This window comes from Streptomyces sp. NPDC014907, assembly GCF_055562975.1.
This window is the reverse complement of record NZ_JBVHEG010000018.1, coordinates 1-18,692: the sequence shown is the minus strand read 5'-3', so window position 1 is coordinate 18,692 and position 18,692 is coordinate 1. Positions and strand designations below refer to the sequence as shown.

16 protein-coding genes are annotated in these 18,692 nt (G+C 75.1%); 11 read left to right on the top strand and 5 right to left on the bottom strand.

What is annotated here, in order from left to right:
* Nucleotides 1-34: 34 nt before the first annotated feature.
* Nucleotides 35-2,197, bottom strand: a complete 2,163-nt coding sequence (locus tag ACZ3IL_RS28405) for an MMPL family transporter (protein ID WP_467394910.1) — start codon at nucleotides 2,195-2,197, stop codon at nucleotides 35-37.
* Between the two features lie 344 nt (nucleotides 2,198-2,541).
* Nucleotides 2,542-3,033 (bottom strand): MarR family winged helix-turn-helix transcriptional regulator, encoded by a 492-nt coding sequence (locus tag ACZ3IL_RS28400; protein WP_467394908.1) that lies wholly within the window; start codon nucleotides 3,031-3,033, stop codon nucleotides 2,542-2,544.
* A gap of 128 nt (nucleotides 3,034-3,161) precedes the next feature.
* Between ACZ3IL_RS28400 and ACZ3IL_RS28395 the strand changes: the two genes are divergently transcribed.
* From ACZ3IL_RS28395 to ACZ3IL_RS28380, 4 genes are all read left to right on the top strand, one after another.
* On the top strand, nucleotides 3,162-4,856 hold the full coding sequence (locus tag ACZ3IL_RS28395; protein WP_467394906.1) for an SDR family oxidoreductase: 1,695 nt from the start codon (nucleotides 3,162-3,164) through the stop codon (nucleotides 4,854-4,856).
* 121 nt (nucleotides 4,857-4,977) lie between these two features.
* A complete protein-coding gene (locus tag ACZ3IL_RS28390; RefSeq protein ID WP_467394904.1) occupies nucleotides 4,978-6,351 on the top strand; it encodes a cryptochrome/photolyase family protein in 1,374 nt (457 codons plus the stop codon).
* 175 nt (nucleotides 6,352-6,526) lie between these two features.
* Complete coding sequence (locus ACZ3IL_RS28385) at nucleotides 6,527-7,213, top strand: sigma-70 family RNA polymerase sigma factor (protein WP_467394902.1); 687 nt, start codon at nucleotides 6,527-6,529, stop codon at nucleotides 7,211-7,213.
* Nucleotides 7,214-7,559: 346 nt separating this feature from the next.
* Entirely contained in the window at nucleotides 7,560-8,207 is a 648-nt protein-coding gene (locus ACZ3IL_RS28380) for an alpha/beta fold hydrolase (RefSeq protein WP_467394970.1), read from the top strand.
* Between the two features lie 56 nt (nucleotides 8,208-8,263).
* On the opposite strand, the gene ACZ3IL_RS28375 is transcribed toward ACZ3IL_RS28380, so the two are convergent.
* Complete coding sequence (locus ACZ3IL_RS28375) at nucleotides 8,264-9,448, bottom strand: MerR family transcriptional regulator (protein ID WP_467394900.1); 1,185 nt, start codon at nucleotides 9,446-9,448, stop codon at nucleotides 8,264-8,266.
* A 38-nt stretch (nucleotides 9,449-9,486) separates the two neighbouring features.
* Entirely contained in the window at nucleotides 9,487-10,182 is a 696-nt protein-coding gene (locus tag ACZ3IL_RS28370) for an adenosylcobinamide amidohydrolase (protein ID WP_467394898.1), read from the bottom strand.
* Nucleotides 10,183-10,602: 420 nt separating this feature from the next.
* On the opposite strand from ACZ3IL_RS28370, the gene ACZ3IL_RS28365 reads away from it, so the two are divergent.
* From ACZ3IL_RS28365 to ACZ3IL_RS28355, 3 genes are all read left to right on the top strand, one after another.
* A complete protein-coding gene (locus tag ACZ3IL_RS28365) occupies nucleotides 10,603-12,057 on the top strand; it encodes an MFS transporter (protein WP_467394896.1) in 1,455 nt (484 codons plus the stop codon).
* 819 nt (nucleotides 12,058-12,876) lie between these two features.
* Nucleotides 12,877-13,293, top strand: coding sequence for a hypothetical protein (locus ACZ3IL_RS28360; RefSeq protein ID WP_467394894.1), 417 nt, complete (start codon nucleotides 12,877-12,879; stop codon nucleotides 13,291-13,293).
* A 112-nt stretch (nucleotides 13,294-13,405) separates the two neighbouring features.
* Nucleotides 13,406-13,672, top strand: coding sequence for a hypothetical protein (locus ACZ3IL_RS28355; RefSeq protein ID WP_467394892.1), 267 nt, complete (start codon nucleotides 13,406-13,408; stop codon nucleotides 13,670-13,672).
* Nucleotides 13,673-13,771: 99 nt separating this feature from the next.
* Here the strand turns inward: ACZ3IL_RS28355 and ACZ3IL_RS28350 are convergent, their stop codons facing one another.
* Entirely contained in the window at nucleotides 13,772-14,347 is a 576-nt protein-coding gene (locus tag ACZ3IL_RS28350; protein ID WP_467394890.1) for a TetR/AcrR family transcriptional regulator, read from the bottom strand.
* A 141-nt stretch (nucleotides 14,348-14,488) separates the two neighbouring features.
* Between ACZ3IL_RS28350 and ACZ3IL_RS28345 the strand changes: the two genes are divergently transcribed.
* The 4 genes from ACZ3IL_RS28345 (at nucleotide 14,489) to ACZ3IL_RS28330 (ending at nucleotide 18,372) form a co-directional block, all read left to right on the top strand.
* Nucleotides 14,489-15,319 (top strand): SDR family NAD(P)-dependent oxidoreductase, encoded by an 831-nt coding sequence (locus tag ACZ3IL_RS28345; RefSeq protein WP_467394888.1) that lies wholly within the window; start codon nucleotides 14,489-14,491, stop codon nucleotides 15,317-15,319.
* Nucleotides 15,316-16,230, top strand: a complete 915-nt coding sequence (locus ACZ3IL_RS28340) for a DMT family transporter (protein WP_467394886.1) — start codon at nucleotides 15,316-15,318, stop codon at nucleotides 16,228-16,230. The genes ACZ3IL_RS28345 and ACZ3IL_RS28340 overlap by 4 nt, the downstream gene beginning before the upstream one ends.
* Before the next feature lie 403 nt (nucleotides 16,231-16,633).
* Nucleotides 16,634-17,500, top strand: a complete 867-nt coding sequence (locus tag ACZ3IL_RS28335; RefSeq protein ID WP_467394884.1) for a helix-turn-helix transcriptional regulator — start codon at nucleotides 16,634-16,636, stop codon at nucleotides 17,498-17,500.
* 116 nt (nucleotides 17,501-17,616) lie between these two features.
* Nucleotides 17,617-18,372, top strand: coding sequence for an SDR family NAD(P)-dependent oxidoreductase (locus tag ACZ3IL_RS28330; protein WP_467394882.1), 756 nt, complete (start codon nucleotides 17,617-17,619; stop codon nucleotides 18,370-18,372).
* Nucleotides 18,373-18,692 lie beyond the last annotated feature (320 nt).

Below are 18,692 nucleotides of genomic sequence, written 5' to 3'. Positions count from 1 at the left end.
CGCCGTACGCCGGACCGCGCCCGGGCCGGCCGGGTCAGGCGCGCTTCCCGGAGGGGACGGCCCGGTCCCGGTCCGGGGCCGGGTCCGCCGGGAGGCGGCTGAGCGCACCGGGCCACCACGCCTTCGGCCCGAGGTCCCGGACCAGCGCGGGCACCAGGAGCGAACGGACCACCAGGGTGTCGAGCAGGACGCCGAAGGCGACGATGAACGCGATCTGCACGAGGAACGCCAGCGGGATCACGCCCAGCGCGGCGAAGGTCGCCGCGAGCACCACGCCCGCCGAGGTGATCACGCCGCCGGTGGCGGTCAGACCGATGCGGACGCCCTCCCGCACCCCGTGGCGCAGCGACTCCTCGCGGACCCGGGACATGAGGAAGATGTTGTAGTCCACGCCCAGGGCGACCAGGAAGACGAAACCGTACAGCGGGACGGAGGAGTCCGTTCCCGTGAAGCCGAGGACGTGCTCGAAGACCAGCGCCGAAACGCCCAGGGTGGCGGCGAAGTTGAGCGCCACGGTGGCGACGAGGAGCAGCGGCAGCACCAGGGAGCGCAGCAGCGCCACCAGGATGACCAGGATGATCGCCAGGACCACCGGGACGATGAGCGCGCGGTCCCGGGCGGCGGTGCGCTGGGTGTCGTACTGCTGCGCCGTCGAACCGCCCACCAGGGCGTCCGCCCCGGGGACCGCGTGCACGGCGGTGCGGAGGCGGGCGAGCGTCTCCCGGGCCGCGTCGCTGTCGGCCGCGTCGGCCAGGGTGGCGTCGATCCGCACCCGGCCGTCGGCCACGAACGGCTTCCCGGGGGCGGGGCGGCCCGACGCGTCCACCGGGAAGGCCGAGTCGACGCCCTCGACGTCCTTCGCGGCGGCGGTCACGCGGGAGGCCGCCCCGGCGTCGGCGATGATCACGGCGGGGTTGCCGGCGCCGCCGGGGAAGTGACGGCCCAGGGTCTCCTGCGCGGCGACGGACGGCGCGTCGTTCACGAAGATCTCGTCGAGGGGCACGCCCCGGGAGTTCAGCGCGGGCGCGAAGGCGGCGCAGGCCAGGAGCCCGGCGAGGGTGACCGCCCACACCTTGCGGGGCGCGCGGTCGACCGCGGCGGCGATCCGGGTCCAGAGGGCGTGGCCGCCGCCGGTCCTCCTCGCGGAGTCCGTGCCGGCGTCCGCGGGGAGGGGCTTCGGGCGGGCCGGCCAGTACGCGGCGCGGCCCGTGAGGACCAGGGCCGCCGGGAGGAAGGTGAGCGCGCTGAGGACCGCGCAGACGATGCCGATGGCGCCGACCGGCCCCAGCGCCCGGTTGTTGGACAGGTCGCTCGCGAGGAGGGCGATCAGCGCCAGGGCGACGGTCGCGGCGCTCGCGACGATCGGCTCGACGGAGCGGCGCAGCGCCTTGCGCATGGCGGCGAAGCGGTCCGCGCCGGGGACGGAGAGCTCTTCGCGGTAGCGCGCGGCGAGGAGCAGCGCGTAGTCGGTGGCGGCGCCGATCACCAGGATGGAGAGGATGCCCTGCACCTGCCCGTCCACCCTGACCAGGTCGGCGTCGGCGAGCACGTACACGATCGCGCAGGCCAGGCCCAGGGCGAAGACCGCGCCCAGGATGATCATCAGGGGGAGCAGGACGCTGCGGTAGACGACGAGCAGGATCAGCAGCACCGCGATCAGGGCGACGCCGAGCAGGAGTCCGTCGATGCCGGCGAAGGCGCCGGAGAGGTCCGCCTGGGTGGCGGCGGGACCGGCGAGCCACACGGTCGTCCCCGGGACCCGGGCCGCCGCCTCCTCCACCGCGTCGAGGGCGTCCGGCAGGGCGTCGCCGAGGCCGGGCCGGAGCGGCACGACGGCCCGGAGCGCCTTCCCGTCCTCGGAGGGGAGCGCGGGGGAGGGGCGCTCGGCCACCTCCGGGCGGCCGGAGAGCGCGGTGAGGGCGCGGGTCGCCCCGGCCGCCGCGCCGGGGGCGAGGTTCCCGCCGTCCTTCGCCGTCCACACCACGATCAGGGGCACGGACCCGGAGGTGCGGAAGGCCTTCTGCGCCTCGATCACCCGGGTGGACTCGGCGCTGCGCGGCAGGAAGGCCGCCTGGTCGTTGGTGGAGACCTCCCCGAGCCGGCCGGCGAACGGGCCGAGCCCGCCGCCGACGGCGAGCCAGACGACGAGGAGGGCCAGGGGCAGAAGGAAGCGGGTCCGGCGGAGGGCGCGGGGCATCGGTTCTCCGAACTGTTACTCGACCATTAAGCATCTCAATGATTGAGAGAAGTATGCACGGTCCCGGTCCGGGGCGTACGGACGAGTACCCGGGACGGGCGGCCGCATCCCCCGGTAGGTGCCTTCGGGGGTGCTCTCGGAGCGCTTTCGGGTCCCTTCGGGGAAAGGAGGCCGTGCGGACGCACCGTTCGGCCGCCTTCGGGGACAGGGGGTGGCGCGGGCGCGCCGTTCCGCCGTCTTCGGGGAAGGGGGCCTCCGGGGAAGGGGGCCCCGGGAGAGGGGGCCGTACGGACGCGCCGTTGCGCCGACTCCCCGGTCCCGGGGCCCGCCGCGTCCGGGCCTCCTCAGCGCCGGGGTGCGCGCAGGGCGCCCAGCTCCTCGTTCAGGACGTTCAGGAAGCGCAGGACCACCGCGAGTTCACCGGCGTCGAACTGCTCCCGCGCCCGGGCGGTCGCCTCCGCGAGGGGGAGGAAGTACCGCCGGGCCGCCGCCCTCGCGCCGTCCTCGTAGCGCACGTGGACCACGCGGCGGTCGGAACTCTCCCGGGACCTGCGGATGTGCCCGGCCTTCTCCAGCCTGTCCAGACAGGCCGTCACCGCGCCGGAGGTGAGCCCGAGGTGCTCCCGGAGCCGCCCGGGCGTCAGCGGTTCGGGGCTGTCCAGGACGACGGCCAGGGCCTGTACGTCCGTGGGGTGCAGGCCCTGCGCCTGGGCGAAGCCGTGCACGAGGCGGTTGATCTCGCCCTGCGTCCGCCGCAGCGCGACGGCGAAGCCGTGCAGGTCGGCCGCGCCGTACTGCGGGGCGGCGGAAACGTCTCGGTCTTCTTCGCGGGCCACGCGTTCAGCCTATAGACAACACCCTCGCGCATCCGTTTGGGCCGGTATGGGGGAAGAATCGGCGTGGCGTCCGCCTCGCGCGGACGTCGCGGCAAGCCCGCCCCCGGGACGGAACGGAGCACCCCACCATGGCGACGCATCCCAGGGCCACGTCCGGTCCGCAGCCCGGCGAGCCGTCCGGCGCGGAGCCCGGCTCCGCCCCCCGTCGGGGGGCCGACCCCGTTTCCGCCCCGGCCCCCGACCGGGCGTCCGGGCGCGCGGGGGCCCCGGCCCTCTGCCTCGTGACCGGCGCCGGGGGCTACATCGGCGGGCGGCTCGTCCCCGAACTGCTCGACGCCGGCCACCGCGTGCGCTGCCTCGCCCGCACCCCCGCCAACCTCCGGGACCACCCCTGGGCGGACCGGGTCGAGATCGTCCGGGGCGACGTCACCGACGCCACGAGCCTGCGACCCGCCTTCGAGGGCGTGGAGGTGGCCTACTACCTGGTGCACTCCCTCGGGTCCGGCCGGGACTTCGAGGAGACCGACCGGCACGCGGCCCGCACCTTCGCCGCGGAGGCCCGCGCCGCCGGGGTCCGCCGCATCGTCTACCTGGGCGGCCTCACGCCGAAGGACCTGCCCGAACGCGAGCTCTCCCCGCACCTGCGCTCACGGGCCGAGGTCGGCCGGATCCTGCTCGCCTCCGGCGTCCCCACGGCCGTGCTGCGGGCCGCCGTCGTCATCGGCTCCGGCTCCGCCTCCTTCGAGATGCTGCGCTACCTCACCGAACGCCTCCCCGTGATGCTGACGCCCAGCTGGGTCAGGACCCACGTGCAGCCCATCGCCGTGCGCGACGTGCTGCGCTACCTCGTCGGCAGCGCGAACCTGCCGGCGGACGTCAACCGCGCCTTCGACATCGGGGGTCCGGACGTCCTCACCTACCGGGACATGATGATCCGGTACGCGACGGTCGCCGGTCTGCCCAGGCGCCTCATCGTGCCCGTGCCGATGCTCACCCCCGGCCTGTCCAGCCACTGGATCGGCCTCGTCACCCCCGTGCCCGCCGGCCTGGCCCGGCCGCTCGCGGAGTCGCTGCGCTACGAGGTGGTCTGCGCCGAGCACGACATCGCGGAGTACGTGCCCGGCCCGCCGGGCACCCCCCTCTCCTTCGACCGGGCCCTCGACCTCGCCCTGCGGCGGGTCCAGGAGGCGGGGGTGACCACCCGCTGGTCCTCCGCCTCCCTCCCCGGGGCCCCCAGCGACCCCCTGCCCACCGACCCCGACTGGGCCGGCGGCAGCCTCTACACCGACGAGCGCGAACGGACCGTCGACGCCGCCCCGGACACCCTGTGGAAGGTCATCGAGGGCATCGGCGGGGAGAACGGCTGGTACTCCTTCCCGCTGGCCTGGGCCGTACGGGGCTGGCTCGACCGGCTCGTCGGCGGGGTGGGGCTGCGCCGGGGCCGCCGCGACGCCCAGCGGCTCCGGGTCGGCGACGCGCTCGACTTCTGGCGGGTGGAGGAGATCGAGCACGGAAGCCTGCTCCGGCTGCGCGCCGAGATGCGGCTCCCCGGCCTCGCCTGGCTGGAGATGCGCTGCGAGCGGGACGAGGAGGGGCGCACCCGCTACCGCCAGCGCGCCCTGTTCCACCCGCGCGGACTCGCCGGGCAGCTCTACTGGTGGAGCGTGGCGCCGTTCCACGCCGTCGTCTTCGGCGGCATGGCGAGGAACATCGCCCGCACGGCGGAGCGGGCCGCGCGCGGCGCGTCCGCGTCGCCGCGCGCCGGGGGCGTACCGGCGCGCGCCGGAAACGCGCCGCGCGCCGCCGGTCCGCCGCCCCCGTGAGCGCATCCGCGCACCGGCCGTACCGGGAAAAGAGGCGGCAGACCCGTACGACCGCCCCAGCCCGCCGCGTCCCCGGCCCCCGTGGGGCCGCCCGGTGGTCGAACCCCAGGAACCAGGCGCCATGACCGTCTCCGTCGTCCTCTTCACCTCCGACCTCCGCCTGTACGATCACCCGCCGCTGCGCGCCGCCGTGGACGGGGCGGACGAGACCGTCCCGCTGTTCGTCCGGGACCCCGCCGTCGACCGGGCCGGATTCGCCGTCCCCAACCGGCTCGCCTTCCTCGCCGACTGCCTGGCCGACCTCGACGCCGGGCTGCGCGCACGCGGCGGCCGGCTCGTCGTGGGCGACGGCGACACCACGGCCGAAGTGTGCGCGGTGGTACGGCGGGCCGACGCCGACGAGGTGCACATGGCGGCGGACCACTCGGCCTTCGCCCGCGCCCGGGAGGCACGGCTGAGGCACGCCCTGGAGGCGGACGGACGCCGGCTCTACGTGCACGACGCCGTGACCACCGTCGTGCCGCCCGGCGACGTCACCCCGCAGGGCTCCGACCACTTCGCGGTCTTCACCCCGTACTTCCGGCGCTGGTCCGGCGAACCGCTCCGGACGCCCCTGGCGGCACCCCGGACGGTACGGGTGCCCGCCGGCCTCCGCTCCGCGGAGCCGCCGGCGCGCGCCTCCGTCACGGGCGTGTCCGAGGGCCTGGCGAAGGGCGGGGAGAGCGAGGGGCGGCGCAGGCTCGGCGCCTGGCTCTCCCGGCACGCCGACGCGTACGGGTCCGGCCACGACGACCTCGCCGGTGACACCACCTCGCGCCTCTCCCCGTACCTGCACTTCGGCGCGGTCTCCGCCACCGAGGCCGTCCACCGGGCCCGGCGCCGGGGCGGCCCGGGTGCCGAGGCCTTCGTGCGGCAGCTGTGCTGGCGGGACTTCCACCGCCAGACGCTCGCCGCGCGGCCCCGGGCCGCCACCGAGGACTACCGGCCCCGGAACGACCGCTGGCGGCGGGGCGAGGAGGCCGGGGCGGACCTGCGGGCCTGGAAGGAGGGCCGGACCGGCTACCCGGTGGTGGACGCGGCCATGCGCCAGCTCGTCCACGAGGGCTGGACGCACAACCGGGGCCGCCTGCTCGCCGCCTCCTTCCTCACCAAGACGCTCTACCTCGACTGGCGGGAGGGCGCCCGGTACTTCCTCGACCTGCTCGTGGACGGGGACGTCGCCAGCAACCAGCTCAACTGGCAGTGGGTGGCCGGTACGGGGGCCGACACCCGGCCCAACCGGGTCCTCAACCCCGTCCTCCAGGGCAGGCGGTACGACCCCGACGGGGTCTACGTCCGCCGCTGGGTCCCGGAACTCGCCGGGCTGTCCGGCGCGGCGGTCCACGAGCCCTGGAAGCTGAAGGGCGGCGACCGGGCCGCGTACGACTACCCCGAACCGCTCGTCGACCTCGCCGGGGCCGCCGCCCGCTTCCGGCGCGCGCGGGGCCGGGAGTGAGGAACGGGCGGGGGCGGGGAGAGCCGGTGGCCGGGCCGGAGTGGTCTTCCGCAGGGGCCTTCCTCCCCCTTCGCGGGCAAGACGACGCACAAACGACGCGAGTTGATCGCTCCCGCCCGCCGACCGGACGCTGAGGGGGCCGGGAGCACGGAGCCCCGGGAGGAGGAGGCCCGCCATGCCCGCAGTCCGCGCCACCGCAGCCCGCACCGCCGACGGCCTTTCCGTCCCCGGTCCTCCCGCCCTCAGCTTTTCCGCCCCCGGCCGTCCCGCCCCCGGGGACGCGGCCCCCGGCGCCACCGCTCCTCCCGTCCCCCTCTCGGACGGGGAGATCGGCCTCGGGCTCGCACGGGGCGACGAACACTGCCTCGTCCTCGCCCACCACCGCTGGGCACGCCTCGTGCACGCCCTGGCCTCCCGGGCCCTGGGCGATCCGCGCGAGGCGGAGGACGTCACCCAGCAGGTCTTCCTCGCCGCCTGGCGGGGCAGGGCCGGATACCACCCCGAGCGCGGTCCCGTCCCCGCCTGGCTCGTCGGCATCACCCGGCGGAAGATCGCCGACGCCCTCACCGCCCGCACCCGCAGGCTCGACCTCGTCGCCGCGGCCGGTGCCGCCCTGCCGGCTCCCGACGGCGTCCGGGAGGGCCCCGAACACGTCCTCGACCGGCTCGTGGTCACCCGCGAACTCGCGCGCCTGCCGCGCGTCCAGCGCGACGTCCTGACCCTCGCCTTCTTCGCGGACCTGACACAGACGCAGATCGCCCGCCTCACCGGCATGCCCCTCGGCACCGTCAAGAGCCACGCGCGCCGGGGCCTCCGGCGCATGCGCCACAGCCTCACCGCCGGGGAGGCGGCCACCGCCTGAAACCGGGCCCTTCGGACACCCCGGACCCCGGGCGGCCCGTTCCCGGCGTCCCGGCGGCCCCCGCCCCGGCACCCGGGCCGCCCCGGCTCCCGCGCCCGGCGCGCCCCCGGGGCCTCCCCGTCCGGCGGGCCCGCACCTGACGGCCCGTGGGACCTGGCAGACTGCGGCCCTCACGATCGTCTCCCCTCGTCATGAGCGGACCGCTCATCCTGGGAAGCGGCAAGCGACTCCTGGAGGTCCATATGGCGCAGAGGCCCGGACAAGCGGCCCACGAGGTCCGTACGAACGGGTGCTCCTCCCCGTCGTCGTGCTCGCCGTGCCGCCGCGCGAGCGGGACGGCCGCGCGGTGAACGGCTGCCGCACCCGGCGCGCCGAAGCCGGAGTCCTCCTCGCCCGCAGTGCCCCCGCCGCGCCCACGGCGGCCGTCCTGCTGCTCTCCGGGGGGCGCGAGGAAGGGTCCGGGCCGCCTCCCGTCCTCGACCTTCCCGCGCTGCGCATGCGCCCCTTCGCCGCCGCCGTGACCCGCGCCGTACGGGGCCGGGCCGTGCTGGTCGCCGAGGTCCGCTACCGCCACCGCGGCTGGAACGGCGCGCGCGCCGACGCCGCCCGGGACGCCGAGGCCGCCCTGGCCGGCCTCCGGGAGCGGATCGGCCCCGTGCCCGTCGTGCTCGTCGGCCATTCCATGGGCGGCCGCGCCGCGCTCCGTACCGCGGGCGACCCGGCGGTACGCGGAGTCGTCGCCCTCGCGCCCTGGTGCCCGTCCGGCGAGCCCGTCGACCACCTCGGCGGCCGGCGCCTCTACCTGCTCCACGACGAGGCCGACCGCGTCACCCCGGCCCGCGAGTCCTGGGACTTCGTCCGCAGGGCCAGGGCGGCGGGCGCCGACGCCGTGGGCATCCCGATGCCGCTCGGCGGCCACGCGATGCTCCGGGGCGCCGGCCTCTGGCACCGCCGCGCGGCCGAACTCACGGCGGCGCTGCTCTCGCACGGCTGAGGCCCGCCTCCGCTCCGGCCCGGAGTCGTCGGCCCGGAACGTCGCCCCGGCGCGCGTCACGCCGGGGACGGCGCCCGCGTCCCCGCGTGGTGGCGGGAGAGCGCGTCGAGCGCTTCCCGCAGACCGCCCGGCCGCAGCATCCCCGGCTCCACGCCCCGGCCCGCCCAGCCGGGACCGGCGAGCAGGACCAGGGGGTGCGTCCGCGCCCCCTTGACGCCGAACGAGCTGCCCGCGACGTGCCGGGCGAGCGCGTGGTGCGCGGTGGAGCGCGCCTGCGACCACAGCACGACGGCGGCCGGGCCCGTGCGCCGTACGGCGGCGTCGAGCGCCTCGGCGGGGACGGCCGCGCCGAACATCCGGTGCGGCAGGCCGCGTTCGGTGAGCCCGGCGGCCAGCGCCTCCAGCGGAAGGGTGTGCTGCTCGCCGGGGACGCAGGCCAGGAGCACCGGCGCTACGGAGGCCAGGGGGCCCCGCCCGGCGGGCGCGACCTGCCGGAGGGCGGTCGACACGTGCCAGGACAGCAGGTGCTCCACCTCGACGTAACGGTCCCCGGACGACTCCCACTTGCGTCCCACCGCGTGCAGGGTGGGGGCCATCACCTCCTCCCAGGCGGTGACGAGCCCGTGGTCCGCGACGGCCTCCCGCAGCAGCGCGTCCAGAGCGGGGCCGTCCAGCCGGACGGCGGCCCTGGCCAGCCCCCGGCACTCCCGCCGCACGGAGCCGAGCGGCAGCCCGTTCCCGGAACCGGGCTCCCGGGGCGGTCCCGCTCCGGGGACCGGCTCCGCCCGGACACCGGCCCCTCCGTGCGGGCGGGGGAGGGGCGCACCGGACCGGCGGTCCCCCGGCGCGCGGGGACGGTCCCCGGTGCCGTCCGCCTCCCGGCCCGGGGAGCCCGGGCCCCCGCCCTCCCCGGGGTGCGGCTCCGCCGCCCGGGCCCCCGCACCGGCGCCGGGGGAGCCGGCGCCCTCCACGTCCTCGGTGCCGCCGGCCCGCCCGGCCCCCGTCCTCGCCGCCCGCGCGATGCGGGCCGCCTCGGCGGGAGGGGCCCCCGAAGCCGTCAGCCGGCACATCTCCTCCAGCATCGCGACGTCCTCCGGCGCCCAGCGCCGGTGCCGCCCGTCCTCACGGGCGGCGGGGCCGATCCCGTACCGCCGGTCCCACGAACGCAGCGTGGTCGGCGACACCCCCAGGCGCCGTGCCACCGTTCCGGTCGTGATCCCGTACGCCACCGTGTCGGTCATGCGGCCAGGTTACGACGCACGAACGTTGCGAGCGACCCTCAGACGGTGGAACCGGAGCCCTCCGCGGCCAGGGGGCCCGCACAGGCCTCCCGGGTCGCCCGGTGCACGGCGCGGGCGATCCGCGCTCCCCAGAGCGAGCGCGGCCCCGCGAACGGCTCGGCCCCGTCTCCCGCGGGGGCGGCCACGCAGACGGCGTCCGTCGGGGTGCCGGACGCGTCGGCGCCCAGTTCCACCAGGGCCTGGGTCTTCGCCTCGGTGGCGGTGACCACCGCGTTCACGAGGGCGGCGTCCGTGAGCGGAACGGGCAGCGACACGATGATGTTGATCGTCCCGGGGCGCGGGACCGCGACCCCGCCGGCCCCCGGCGCGGCGGCCCAGCCGCGCACCCCGATCCCGGCCGTGACCACGGCGTGCGCGCCGCCGTCCACCGCGTGGCGCCGGTCCGCGACCGAGGCCGCCGTCATGAGTCCCACGCCCGCGCCCGACAGTCCCGCGCCCCCGGCCAGTTCACGGAGGTGGGCGACCGGGTCGAGCCGGTCGTAACCGGGCGGGACCTGGGCGTTGAGCACCCATTCCCGCTCGCCGACGCCCCCGCCGAGCACCGCGCTCGACACCATCCGCGTCCCGGGCCCGGGGACCCAGACGAGCAGGGGCCACTCCCGGCCCCGTTCCGTGTGGCCGAGGAGGGCGGCGTCGGCGAGCGAGGGGCGGGCGGGAAGGGTCCGGGGAAGCACGGCACACCTTAACGCGCGCCCCTCTTCCCGCTCGAACGGATGAACGGTCGCCCGGGCCTTCCGGAGCGGCCGTGAACGGTGCCGCCCGGCCCCGGTCGCGCGGTCGCCCGGCCGCCCCCGCGTCCTGTCGCGCCCGCGCCGCCGTCGCCCGCGCTGTCGTCGCCCGTGCCGCCGTCGCCCGCGCTGTCGTCGCCCGTGCCGCCGTCGCCCCCGGCGGGCGGCCCGCCGGCGGCCGGGCCACTGGGCCGACCGGGTGAGCCGACGCCCGGGACGGCCGCGCACACCCGCCGACGAGTGGGGCAAAGAAGAGGAATCGGGAACCATACGCCGGGTACCCGGCTCTCCGCGGGCCGGGGAGGCGCACCGGGCCCGTGCCGCGCGCCCTCCCCCGGGCCGTACCCGAAGGAACGAGGAGCACACGTGGCCCAGGAGCAGTCGGCGCAGGCCGCGCCCCAGCAGCGGGACGCACAGGACCCCCACCGGTGGAAGGCGCTCGCCGTCTGTCTCGTGGCGGGGTTCATGACCCTGCTCGACGTGTCGATCGTGAACGTCGCGCTGCCCTCCATCCGCACCGGGCTCGACACCCCCGAGTCGGACCTGCAGTGGGTGCTCTCCGGTTACGCGCTCGCCTTCGGGCTCTTCCTCGTCCCGGCCGGACGGCTGGGCGACGCGCGCGGCAGGCGCAGCGTCTTCATAGCGGGCCTCGCGCTGTTCACGCTCGCCTCGGCCTCCTGCGGAGCGGCGCAGACGAGCCTGTGGCTGGTGATCTCGCGCCTGGCGCAGGGAATGGCGGGCGGCCTCGTCTCCCCGCAGATCTCGGCGCTCATCCAGCAGATGTTCCAGGGCCGCGAACGCGGCAGGGCCTTCGGCATGTTCGGCACCGTCGTCGGCATCTCCACGGCGGTCGGCCCCCTGCTCGGCGGCCTGCTGATCCAGACGGCGGGCCCCGAGGAGGGCTGGCGCTGGGTCTTCTACGTCAACCTCCCGATCGGGATCGTGTGCCTGTTCCTCGCCCGCCGGCTGCTCCCCGACACGCCGGACGCCAAGCCGGTGCGCCTCCGCCGCCTGGACCCGGTCGGCGTACTGCTCCTCGGATGCGCCGTGCTCGCCCTGCTGCTGCCCTTCGTCCAGTCCCAGCAGTGGCACGGGAACGCGAAGTACCTGCTCGTCCTCGCCGCCGCCGCGCTGCTCGGGGTCTTCCTCCGGTGGGAACGCCGCTGCGCGCGGACGGGCGCCGAACCCCTCATCGACCTGGAGCTGTTCCGCGTCCGGTCCTACTGGCTCGGCTCGCTGCTGATCCTGCTGTACTTCGCCGGCTTCACCTCGATCTTCTTCGTCAGCACGCTCTACCTCCAGAGCGGACTGCACTACACCGCCCTCCAGGCCGGACTCGCCATCACCCCCTTCGCCGTGGGGTCGGGCGTCTCGGCCGGGATCGGCGGCCGGCTCGTGGACCGCTTCGGCCGTCCGCTCGTCGTCCTCGGCCTGACCATGGTGGCGCTCGGCCTCGCCGGGACGGCGTTCGCCGTGCACCAGGTGCCCGGCAGGGGGGCGGGCTGGGCGATGCTGGCCCCGCTGCTGTTCGCGGGGCTCGGCAGCGGCCTGGTGATCGCCCCGAACCAGACCCTCACCCTCTCCGAGGTGCCGGTGCGCCGCGCGGGCAGCGCGGGCGGCACCCTGCAGACCGGCCAGCGGGTCGGTTCGGCGATCGGCATCGCCGCGGTCGGTTCGGTCTTCTTCACCCAGGTCACCGGGGAGGGCTGGGCCACCGCCTACGACCACGGCCTCCTGGTCTCGATCGCCTTCGTCGTGGCCGCGCTCGCCGTCGCCGTCGCCGACGTGGTGGCGGGACGGCGGTCCGCCGCGCGCGGCTGAGGGCTGTCCCGTACCTCCGAATGCCGCTTGCCGGTGTCCGGCTCGACCCGTTTGGCCAGAATCCCGCCGAGGCTGAGATTCAGGATGAAACCGGACAGGCTGATCTGCCTGTAGCGACCCACTGGCCTTCGCCCCGAGCTACGGGACAACCCTGGGGCTCTGTCTCTTCGATGGATTTCAAGGACGCCATTCCTCGCGGTAATCCGGGTGCTCCGCACAGGACTGCGCGAGTACGCGGAGCGTGTGGGTGAGGCCGGCGAGGCGCGGGTCTGCGGGATCCATGATGCCGCTCGGTTGGGTGCGGAGGCCGCGCGGCGGTTGGCGGAGGCGGACTGCTGTGAGATAGCCCCAGGGCTCACGGAGGAAGAGTTCAACCGGATCGCGGGGGCGACCTCTGAGGCCGCCTCCGCGATCCAGGAGGCCCGCCACCCGCCGCGCCCGCGCCGAACGCACCACACCGCATGACCCCCAGCATGTCGAGCGGCCCCACGACGACCTGGGGGCCGGCACCTTCGGCCAGGAGGACCAGGCAACGGCGCCGCCGAGCCGCAGCAACCGAGGCCGCCGCGACCGCCGCGCTCCCGTGTGTGCCGGGCAGGCCGATGTGGCCAGGGTTCGCTCCTGCGCTGCGTCAGGCCGGTTGAGCTTGTGCGCTCCGGTCGGCCGATCCCGGCGGAAGTGCCAGTCGGTGAAGACCTGCTCGGCGCCGGCCCCGACGACGTGCCGCAGGTCTTCGCCCCGTCCGGGACGCCCATGCCGAGTGCGCACTCGTTCTCGTTTCCGCAAGCAGCCCTTGAACCACACCACCAGGAGGAACCCGTGTCATACCCGCGGCCGCTCACCCCCGAGGAGAAGCTCGCCGACGCGAAGAAGCTGTCGAACCTCCCGCACATCGTCGTGATCTGCGGCTCCACCCGCTTCATGACCGAGATGAACGAGGCCGATCTGCGGGAGACCAAAGCCGGAAAGATCGTCGTCAAACCGGGCATCGACATGAAGTCGCCCCACGGACTCCGGTCCGATCCCGCCGAGGCCGCGACGCTGAAGGTCCGGCTCGACGACCTGCACCGGGCGAAGATCCGGCTCGCTGATGAGGTGCTCGTCGTCGGCGACTACATCGGGAACAGCACCCGAGCCGAAATCGCCCACGCCCGGTCGCTGGGCAAACCCGTGCGGTTCACACACCCCGAAATCGACCCTGATGCCCGACCACCCCGTGTCTGCTTTACGGCGTAAAGAACACGAGGGCTCTCCGGAGCGTCAACCCGGCCCAGGCAGCGTCGCCCGTCCTGGTGGTCTGCGGCCCGACGGCGGCCAGGATGTCCTGGCCGCCGCCACACTCGTGGTCGTGACCGACCTGAACCTCCCCGGCACCACCCCCGAGGACCTCTCCGACGGGACGGGCCGAACGACAGCCGGCACCGGCCGCGTCCACTTCTCGCTCGCGCGGTGGCTCCTGGCACCGCGCACGACGTGGCGGGCACGCCGCCTGGCCGCCGGCTTCGGCGAGGGGATGGACGCCCGGACCGCGTGGGCAATGGCCCGCCTGCCCCGGCATCCGGACGAACGCGGCTACGCCATGGCCCACCTCGACGACCGTCAGGCCGCGAACTGAGCAAAGTCCGGACGCCGGCCTCCGGCACGCGCAGCACGGCTTCCTCCCCGCCCTCGTGCTGCGCCCGGGCCGACCGCAGCCCTGGCGGCTGCTCTCGGCTCAGGTGCGTGGGCCTGCGCCGTGCAGCAGGGTGTCGATGATGCGGGTGGCGAGGGTGTCCGGGTCGGCGCCGCCCGCGTTGTCGTGCAGGCATTCCCCGATGAGCGCGTAGTAGACCCGGCGCACCCAGTCGAGGTCGGCCGCGTCGTCGATGAGTCCGTCGTCCTGGGCCCGCTTCAGCACGGTGACGCAGCGGCGGGCGATGTCCTGATGGAGGGCGACGGCCTCGCTGTACGGGTCGGTCGGTTGCTCCAGGGCGAAGGCCCAGGCGCTTTTGACCTGCAGCACGTTGGCCGTGATCCGGTGCATCGCGACCAGCGGCGGCGCGGTGTCCGGCCTGCCGTCGTCCACCGCCCGGGCGAGCTGGCGGGCGGCGGAGGACGCCAACGCCTCGATCAATGCCTGCCGGTTGGCGAACCGCCGGTGGATCGTCGTGCGGGCCACTCCCGCCGCCGCGGCGATCTGCTCCATGGAAGCGCCGGGTTCCTCGGCGAGCACCCGCTCGGCCGCTTCCAGGATCGCGCGCACGCTGCGTTCCGCGTCCGCCCGCAGCGCTCGTCCCGCCGTCTCGCCCATCACGCCTCCTGTTGATCCTCTTGTCCGCGACATCGTACCGCCGTGACGCACCATCGGGCCTAACTGCATCATGGTTGTTGCGGTTCTTCGGCTTACTGATACATACTCACCTCAGTTTCCCATGACTGAAGGAGAAGACCCGTGCACAGCACCGCCCTCATCACCGGAGCGTCGTCCGGTCTCGGTTCGGAGTTCGCCGCGCAGCTCGCCGCCCAGGGGCACGATGTCGTCCTGGTGGCGCGCTCCGGCGACCGGCTCGCCGCCCTCGCCGAGCGGCTGATCGCCGAGCACGGCGTCCGCGCGCACGTGCTGGTCCAGGACCTCGCCGAGCCGGACGCGGCCCGCCGCGTCGCCGACCGGCTGGCCGCCCGCGGCCTGAGCGTCGACCTGCTGGTCAACAACGCCGGCTTCGGCACCTGCGGCCGCTTCGAGGAGATATCCGGGGCGCGCGATCACGACCAGCTGATGGTCAACGTCGTCGCACTCGTCGACCTCACCCACGAACTGCTGCCCGGCATGCTGGAGCGCGGCCGCGGCGCGGTCGTCAACGTCGCCTCCAACGCGGCCTTCCAGCCTTCCCCGTACTTCGCCGTCTACGGTGCGGCCAAGGCGTTCGTGCTGAACTTCGGTCTCGCCCTGCGCCAGGAGTGCCGCGGGCGTGGCATCCGCGTGCTCACCTTGTGTCCCGGCCCCGTCGAGACCGCCTTCTTCGACGTCATCGGCACCCGCCGGGCGGCGGTCACCGGCTCCATGACCACACCGGAGCCCGTCGTACGCGCCGCGCTGCGCGCGCTGGAGCGCGACCGAGGTTACGTCACTCCCGGCCTCGGCAACGCGCTGGCCGCACACCTGACACCCCGCCGCCCCCGGGCCCTGGTCGCCGCCCTCGCCGAACGCGTCACCCGCAAGGTCCTGGCCACTCCGACCGCCACTCCGATCGCCACCTCGGCCTCACCGGAGCACGCCGCATGAGAGCCTCCGCCGCCCCCGTCGGCGCCGCGTCGGCGATGCTGCTCGTCGGCACCTCGACCGCGGTCTCCGCCACCATCGCCGGCTATCCGGTCTTCACCGGGCAGGCCTTGCGCTACGCGCTCGCCGCGGCGATCCTGCTGGCCGTCGTACGTCACCGGCGCCTGCCCCGTGTGCGTCTGACCGCGCGTGACCTGCTGCTGCTGATCGCGCTGGCCGCCACCGGCCTGGCGGGGTTCAACGTCTTCCTCGTCGAAGCCACCCGGCACGCCGGGCCCGCCATGATCGCCGCTGTGGTCGGAGCGGTCCCTCTCGTGCTCGCCCTCGTGGGGCCGCTGTCACAACGCCGGCGCCCTGCGCCCCGCACCGTCGGTGCCGCAGTCGTGGTGGCGCTCGGCACGGCCGTCGCCGCCGGCCTCGGCTCGGGCAGCGTGCGGGGCCTCCTCCTGTCCCTCGGCGCACTCGCCGGCGAGGTGGCCTTCTCCCTGCTGGCCGTCCCGCTCCTGCCCAGACTCGGCCCCCTGAGGGTCGCCGCCTACCCCGCTGCCCTGTCCGTGCCCATGCTGATGGCCGCGGGGCTCGCCCTGGACGGCACGGCCTCCCTGAGGCTGCCCACACCAGGCCAGGCAGCTGCCTTCGGCTATCTCGGCGCGATCGTCACCGCTGCCGCCTTCTTCCTGTGGTACGACGCGCTGCGCCACCTCGGCGCCGACCGCGCGGGCCTCTTCGCCGGCCTCGTGCCGGTGGGCGCTCTGCTCACCGCCGTTCTCCTCGGCCTCGGCCGGGTGGGGCCCGCCGACGTCACCGGCGCCCTGCTCGTCACGGCCGGCGTCGCGGTCGGCCTGCGACGGCCGAGCCCGGGACCGCACCCTCCCCGAGCGGCTGCCGGCGAACTGGTGCGGGGGAGCGGCTGAGGTGTGCCGTCCCGTTCGAGGACCTGGTTCAGGTTCGCTCTCGGACCGCTCGGACCGCTCGGACCGCTCGGATCGCTCGGACGTGCGCGGGACGTCGTCGACGAGGGCCTCGGCCGGCGTGGCTCGCGGGCCCTGTCCAGACGGTGGGCGTTCGAGCGCACCTTCTCCCGGCGAACCGCTCACGGTTCCCCGCCCGGGACTACGCCGTTTCGGCCTGCTCCGAGCCGTGGTCCGCCGGGCGGTGACCGGCGTCATGGTCCGCCGACTCGCCCGCGGTCGGCCGGTGACGCGCCCGGGTCCGCACCTGCGGACACCTCTCCAGGTGTTCGCGACCGGCGCCCTCCCAAGTGCGGCCCTCGGGCAAGCCCGCCCCGAGCGACGGAGCGGGATCTACTCTGGTCCCATGGAGATCGCCAAGCTTCCCGCCGGGGCGCGGGCCCGACGGAGCGCCGAGATACGGGAGTTCCTGCGGTCGAGGCGGGCGCGGATCACTCCGGCCGATGCCGGCATGGCGGTCGGTGACGCAGGCCGCCGACGCACTCCCGGACTGCGCCGGGAGGAGGTCGCGGTGCTCGCCGGGGTCGGAGTGTCCTGGTACACGTGGCTGGAGCAGGGCCGGGACATCAACGTCTCCGCGGACGTGCTGGACGCGATCGCACGGGTGCTGCGCATGGACGGCCCCGAACGCGAACACCTCTACCTGCTGGCCGGGTTGAACCCGCCGCAGGCGCCCCCGGCGCCCGCTCGCCGGGTCCCGGACGGGCTGCGCCGCGTGATCGACTCCTGGCTGCCCCGCCCGGCCTACCTGATCGACCGGCACTGGAACCTCGTGGCCGTCAACCGAGCGGCCGAGCTGGTCTTCGGCTACCACGAGCACGATCACAACTGCCTGGTCACCTTCTTCACCAGCGCCCGCTACCGGTCGTCGCTGATCCACTGGCGGGACGCCGCAGAGGTGATCGTCGGCCAGTTCCGGGCGGACGCCGCCCGCTGCCCGGACGACGCGGAGTTCGACCGGATCGTCACCGACATGTGCGCCGCCAGCCCGGAGTTCGCGGAGATCTGGGCCGAGCACGCCGTCCGCGACGCCGGCTCCGGCACGAAGGCCGTCGCCCACCCGGAAGCCGGCGAGCTCGTCTTCGACTACACCACCCTGACCATCCCCGACCTGCCGGGCCACCGCCTCATGCTGCACACCCCGACGGCGGGCACGCGGACGGACGAACGCCTGGCCTCCCTGCTGGGGGCCGCGGCCACGCCGCTCGACTGACCGAAACGCACCCTCGTGGCGGCGTTGTGCGGAGCTGTGCCCGCGAAGATGGTGGTGGCAGACCCATGTTCGTCCCGCACTGCTGATCCACCGCTCAGCGGCGGAGGATCAGCCGCATGATGCGATTCACCAACCACACGGTCCTGATCACCGGCGGCACCTCGGGCATGGGCCTCGCCACCGCCCGCCGCCTCCTCGACGAAGGCGCCTACGTCGTCATCACCGGACGCGACGAGGATCGGCTCGCCAAGGCCGCCGTCGAACTCGACGCAGGAGAGCGCCTGCTGGCCGTCCGGGCCGACGCCGCGGACCTGGCCGCACTGGATGTCCTGATGCGCCGCGTCGAGACCTGGCGGGGCAGCCTGGACGCCGTCTTCGCCAACGCCGGCACCGGCGTCTTCAAGCCCAGCGCCGACATCACCGAAGCAGACTTCGACCACTCCACCGACGTCAACTTCAAGGGCGTCTTCTTCACCGTCCAAAAGGCGCTACCACTGCTGAAGGACGGCGGCGCGATCGTCCTCAACGCCTCCTGGACCCTCTACCGCGGCCTGCCCATCGCCTCCGTCTACTCGGCGACCAAGGCCGCCGTCCACAATCTGGCCCGCACGCTCGGGTCCGACCTGGCCCCACGCGGCATCCGCGTCAACTCCGTCAGCCCCGGCTACATCGACACCGAGATGTACCGCGGCGCCAACCCGGACCCCGAGGCCGATGCCCGCAACGCGGCCCAGGTACCACTCGGCGCCGTCGGCCACGCCGACCAGGTCGCCGCCGCCGTGGCCTTCCTCGCCTCCAGCGACGCCTCCTACATCACCGGCCAGGATCTGGTGATCGACGGCGGTCTGGTCGGCTCCGTGCCCCACCACTGACGCCGGAGACCGCCGTGGCCCTGTAGCCGGATTTCGAGAACGCCGGCTGTCCGGCCATGGGAACACCCGCCCCATCGGGAAAGCGATGCCGCCGAATCCCGAGAACACCCCGGTGCCCGCGCCGGAACGCGGTTGTGCCCACGTGGCGACGCGGCGGACCTGGCAGGACCCCATCGATCACGGCCCCTACGAGATCGGCCGGACAAGTCCTAGTCGTCGATGGCTCCTGGGGCGAGGGCCGGGGTGGGGAACGCGAAGCGGGCTTCGGCGCCCGACCACCAGACGCCGATGGCGAAGACGGCGGTGGCCTCCAGCAGGGC